Annotated in this window: 6 protein-coding genes; 1 reads left to right on the top strand and 5 read right to left on the bottom strand. The window is 61.2% G+C overall.

Going from position 1 to position 4,092, the window contains the following annotated elements; translation table 11 throughout:
• The 4 genes from EPO09_RS15400 to EPO09_RS15385 form a co-directional block, all read right to left on the bottom strand.
• Window positions 1-626: MFS transporter (locus tag EPO09_RS15400; RefSeq protein WP_290644213.1), on the bottom strand; the 626-nt coding region annotated here is incomplete at its 3' end.
• An 87-nt stretch (window positions 627-713) separates the two neighbouring features.
• Window positions 714-1,532 (bottom strand): DUF2145 domain-containing protein, encoded by an 819-nt coding sequence (locus EPO09_RS15395; protein WP_290644212.1) that lies wholly within the window; start codon window positions 1,530-1,532, stop codon window positions 714-716.
• A 14-nt stretch (window positions 1,533-1,546) separates the two neighbouring features.
• Entirely contained in the window at window positions 1,547-1,990 is a 444-nt protein-coding gene (locus tag EPO09_RS15390) for a hypothetical protein (RefSeq protein ID WP_290644211.1), read from the bottom strand.
• A 29-nt stretch (window positions 1,991-2,019) separates the two neighbouring features.
• Complete coding sequence (locus tag EPO09_RS15385) at window positions 2,020-2,469, bottom strand: YiaA/YiaB family inner membrane protein (RefSeq protein ID WP_290644210.1); 450 nt, start codon at window positions 2,467-2,469, stop codon at window positions 2,020-2,022.
• Window positions 2,470-2,584: 115 nt separating this feature from the next.
• On the opposite strand from EPO09_RS15385, the gene EPO09_RS15380 reads away from it, so the two are divergent.
• On the top strand, window positions 2,585-3,334 hold the full coding sequence (locus tag EPO09_RS15380; RefSeq protein ID WP_290644209.1) for a helix-turn-helix transcriptional regulator: 750 nt from the start codon (window positions 2,585-2,587) through the stop codon (window positions 3,332-3,334).
• Here the strand turns inward: EPO09_RS15380 and EPO09_RS15375 are convergent.
• The coding region (locus tag EPO09_RS15375; RefSeq protein WP_290644208.1) for a CaiB/BaiF CoA-transferase family protein at window positions 3,335-4,092 on the bottom strand (758 nt) is incomplete at its 5' end. It abuts the gene before it with no gap.

The following is a 4,092-nucleotide window of genomic DNA, read 5'->3' as shown; positions in this document are numbered from 1 at the left end:
GGGATGCGCAGCGCCACCAGCCAACCGATGAAGGCCACGGCGAAACAACTGCCAGCCACCCAGTGCACGCCCGTCTGCGGGATGCCCATCATCAGGCCGCCACCAACGTTACCCAGCAAGATGGCCACGAAGGTACCCATCTCGACCATGCCGTTGCCGCCGGTCAGTTCACGCTCGCTGAGGTGTTGCGGCAGGTAGGCGTACTTCACTGGCCCGAACAAGGTCGAGTGCAAGCCCATCAGGAACACACAAGCCAGCAGCAGCGGCACGATCTGCATCCAAAAGCCGATACCCGCCAGCACCATCACCACGATTTCCAGCAGCTTCACGCCCCGCATGATCATGGCCTTGTCGTACTTGTCGGCCCACTGTCCGGCCGTGGCGGACAGCAGCACAAACGGCAAGATGAACAGGGCACCGATCACCAGACCGGCCATCTTGGGTTCCAGCCAACTGATCTGCAACTGGTAGGTCACCAGCACCGTGAAGGCGAACTTGAACAGGTTGTCATTGGCCGCCCCCAGAAACTGGGTAAAGAAGAACGGCGCAAAACGACGCTGCGACAGCAAGGCGAACTGACCCGGACGGGCGCCGTGCGGCGCCGACTGGTCGGCAGCAGATGGCATGCTGTTTTCACTCACGGTGAGGACCCCTTCAGATTGAATGACGCTCATTGGACAACAAATCAGCGCTGTGTGCCGACACAAATGGCCTCAACGAACCACCCATTCCGCACCACCCAGGCCCGTGCGTTGCAACCACGCAAAGACAGAGTCCACGGTCACTGTGCGGATGCGCCCGGTAAACCGCAGGTAGTTAGGATGGTCGTCGAAACTGACGTTGGCCGCCGTCATGCGGGCCCCCAGACGCGTCAGTGTGGACAGGTGCAACTCTGTGGGCTGGTAGTCGTGGTCCTTGAGCCAATCCTGTGCTGACTCACGGCTGATTTGCTCAGCCCCCATGGCCACAGCCATGGTTTCAATAGCCCATTGATTGCTTTGCTGATAGCTTTGCGCCCATGGGTAGGCCACCATGCTGTACGAGCGTGTGTGAATACCAGCAACAGGTGCAGGGTTCTTCAGCAAGGGCAAGAGCTTTTGCTGCGCATCTGCGCTCAGAGGCACGATGCCGGCCACGTACTCGAACGGCGTGTCCAGGAAGAAATCGCCCAGGCCTTCGCGGTACACGGAGGCCTTGTCCGTCCCGCATTGATTGAGCTTGTGAAGCACACGCCAGACATCGCCATCCTTGTAGGCCAAGCCCAGGTGCGAATAGCGCAGGCCATATTCGCGCAGGTTCTGACCTGACCGCGCCAGCACCGCAACCTTTGCGCCTGAAGCATCCAGTTGCTTTGCCGTGCGCTCGGCCAGAGCCAGGCCGTTGGTTACGGCGGACAGCTTGAGTGGCTGGTCCTCACAGGCGCGCCCAGCCAGGGCTGGCTGTGTACAGGCCATGGCGATGCAGGCTATCAGGGAGGATGCCACGCACCCCAGCCAATTGACGCGATCACCGATCGTGTTCTTTGATGACATGTTCGACTCCTGGTTCAACGAATGACACGCTCGTGATGCAACAGGGCCTGCCCAAGCGTATTGGGAATCAAGGCCAGCACCTCACCCGCCGCAGACAAGACCCAGCCTGCACTGATCGCGGTCACGGTAATGGCCGTGCCAATGGCCACGGAAGCCATGCCGGCAGACAAGGCCGACCACTTCACGACAACGCGCGCACCATCACTGGCACGCTGCAAGACCCACACCGTGCCATCCGCCACGACTTCAACAGAAGCCAGCACCAGCACAGATCCAGCGGCCAACGACAGCACAGGCGCAGTGACCGAGACGGCCACAGGCAAGGCCGACAAGGCGCTGGCTTCCGACAAGCCATCGTTATGGGCCAAAGCAGGCACAGCCGACAAAGCCAACGCGGCGGACAACAGCGACACCAACAGGCCGCGACGAATCGAACGAGATGCACGATCAACACACATGATGAGACTCCAGATAGAAGAAGGTTGAGTTATTGCGATACCGACATCGCAGCCACATCGTCTTCATGCGCATCGCGCAGCATCTTGGCCAACGTGAACGCAGAAGACAGCAAGAACAACCAGCACACCATCAGGAAGGCCTTGTAGCAAGGGTCGATCGCCATCTGCCACATGCCCCAACCCGTCAGGCCCACGGCCAGCGCAAAGCCAGCCCACACGACCAGCGACCACATCGGCGTGCCGTCTTGAGCGGCAGACTGGTCACGCACATGCTTGGACAACACGAATACCGCGGACAAGGAAAACACATAACCCATGACCATGAAGGCTTGCTCCAGCATCTTGCCGGGCAGCCATGCGAGCCCCGTGCCGCACAAGAAGGCGGCCATCGAAAAGGAGATCCAGACTTGAATCTTCCAGGCCCGGGTATCGCGTCGAATTACTGTAGCCATGATGGTCTTGCCTTGGCTGTTGAACATGGACGCGATTCTTGGCGCGCACAGGCACCAGGTCAACAAAGCAATACGGAGTGTCAACCTGATGATCATGAAGTATCATTTTTCGATACTTTCATGCACACAGGACACCGTCACCATGAGCACCAGCCTGGATCTGGTCACCGCGCTGAAGGCTGAACTCAAGGCCGCAGGCGTGACCTATGCCCAACTCGCTGCCCGCCTGGGCATGGCTGAATCCAGCGTCAAGCGCATGTTCGCCAAGGCCGACATGCCGCTGTCACGCGTGGACGACATCTGCCGCGCGCTCAAGCTGGATTTCGCGGAACTGGCGCGGCGCATTGCCGATGCGCAACCGCTGCGACGGGAACTCACGCTCGCGCAGGAGCGCGCCGTGGTGGCCGATCGCAAGCTGCTGCTCATGGCCATCTGCTGTCTGAGCCAGTGGAACTTCGACCAGATCGTCTCCAGCTACAACATCAGCGAAGTGGAATGCATCCGCTACTTCACCAAGCTGGACAAGCTGGGCATCATCGAGTTGCGCCCGCTCAATCGTTACCGCCTGCAGGTGGCCAAGACCTTCCGCTGGCGCCCGCATGGCCCGGTCATGCAGTTCTTCCGGGACAACGTGGTCGATGAGTATTTCGCCGGCGGCTTCGATGGCGAGGACGAGATGCTGCTGTTGGTGCACGGCTCGCTGGGCCCCGGCCTGGCCTCCGCCTTTGCCGAGCGCTTGCAACGCACAGCCGAAGACTTTGCGCAGCAGCACCTGGCCGATCAACGCCTGCCTGCGGACAAACGCAAGCCGTACACGCTGGTCATCGGCCTGCGCTCATGGTGGTGGCAGGCCTTTGTGGACCTGTGGCGACATCCACCAGCCAAGGCTTGATCACTTGGATGGCTTGCCAAGCGAGGACAGCACGGCTTGCGTGTCTTCACCCAAGGTGGGCCCACGGCGCTGGATCACACCCGGCGTGGCCGACAGCTTCGGGACGATTCCGGGCACCTCGACCGTCAGGCCATCATGCGTTGTCACCGGCAGGATCATGTCGCGGGCACGGTAGTGCGGATCCTGCGCGATGTCCTGGGCGTTGTAGATGCGGCCTACCGGCACGCTGGCCGCGTTGAGTACATCCAGCACCTGATCGACGGAACGTGTGGCCGTCCAGGCACCAATCGCGGCGTCGATCTCGGCCACGCGCTTGACACGGCCGGGATTGCTGGCCAACTCGGGATCAGTGGCCAGATCGTCACGCGCAATCGCAATCATCAGGCGTTTGAAGATCGAGTCGCCGTTACCGCCGATCACGACCATGCCATCCGCACAAGGGTAGGCATTGCTCGGCGCAATGCCTGGCAAGGCAGAGCCTGCGGGCTGGCGCACCGCCCCGAAGGCGCTGAACTCGGGCAAGAGGCTTTCCATGCAGTTGAACACGGCTTCGTACAAAGCCACATCTACAACCTGCCCGCGCCCTTTGGGGGCCTCGGGGCAGATGCTGCGCTGGCGTGCCTGCAAGGCCAGCAAGATACCGATGGCACCGTGCAGGCCCGCCAAGGTATCGCCCAGGCTCACGCCGGCACGCACCGGCACATGGCCAGGTTCGGCATTGAGATAACGCATGCCGCCCATGGCTTCGGCCACCACGG

Source organism: Aquabacterium sp., from assembly GCF_004297345.1.
In the GTDB taxonomy this organism is placed as follows: domain Bacteria; phylum Pseudomonadota; class Gammaproteobacteria; order Burkholderiales; family Burkholderiaceae_C; genus Aquabacterium.
Note: the sequence above shows the minus strand (reverse complement) of the source record. Positions and strands in the feature narration are given on the sequence as shown.

Bases quoted from the DNA above. Each gene is read 5' to 3' on its own strand.
- EPO09_RS15395 (WP_290644212.1), bottom strand. From the start codon at position 1,532: ATGTCATCAAAGAACACGATCGGTGATCGCGTCAATTGGCTGGGGTGC.
- EPO09_RS15390 (WP_290644211.1), bottom strand. From the start codon at position 1,990: ATGTGTGTTGATCGTGCATCTCGTTCGATTCGTCGCGGCCTGTTGGTG.
- EPO09_RS15385 (WP_290644210.1), bottom strand. From the start codon at position 2,469: ATGTTCAACAGCCAAGGCAAGACCATCATGGCTACAGTAATTCGACGC.
- EPO09_RS15380 (WP_290644209.1), top strand. From the start codon at position 2,585: ATGAGCACCAGCCTGGATCTGGTCACCGCGCTGAAGGCTGAACTCAAG.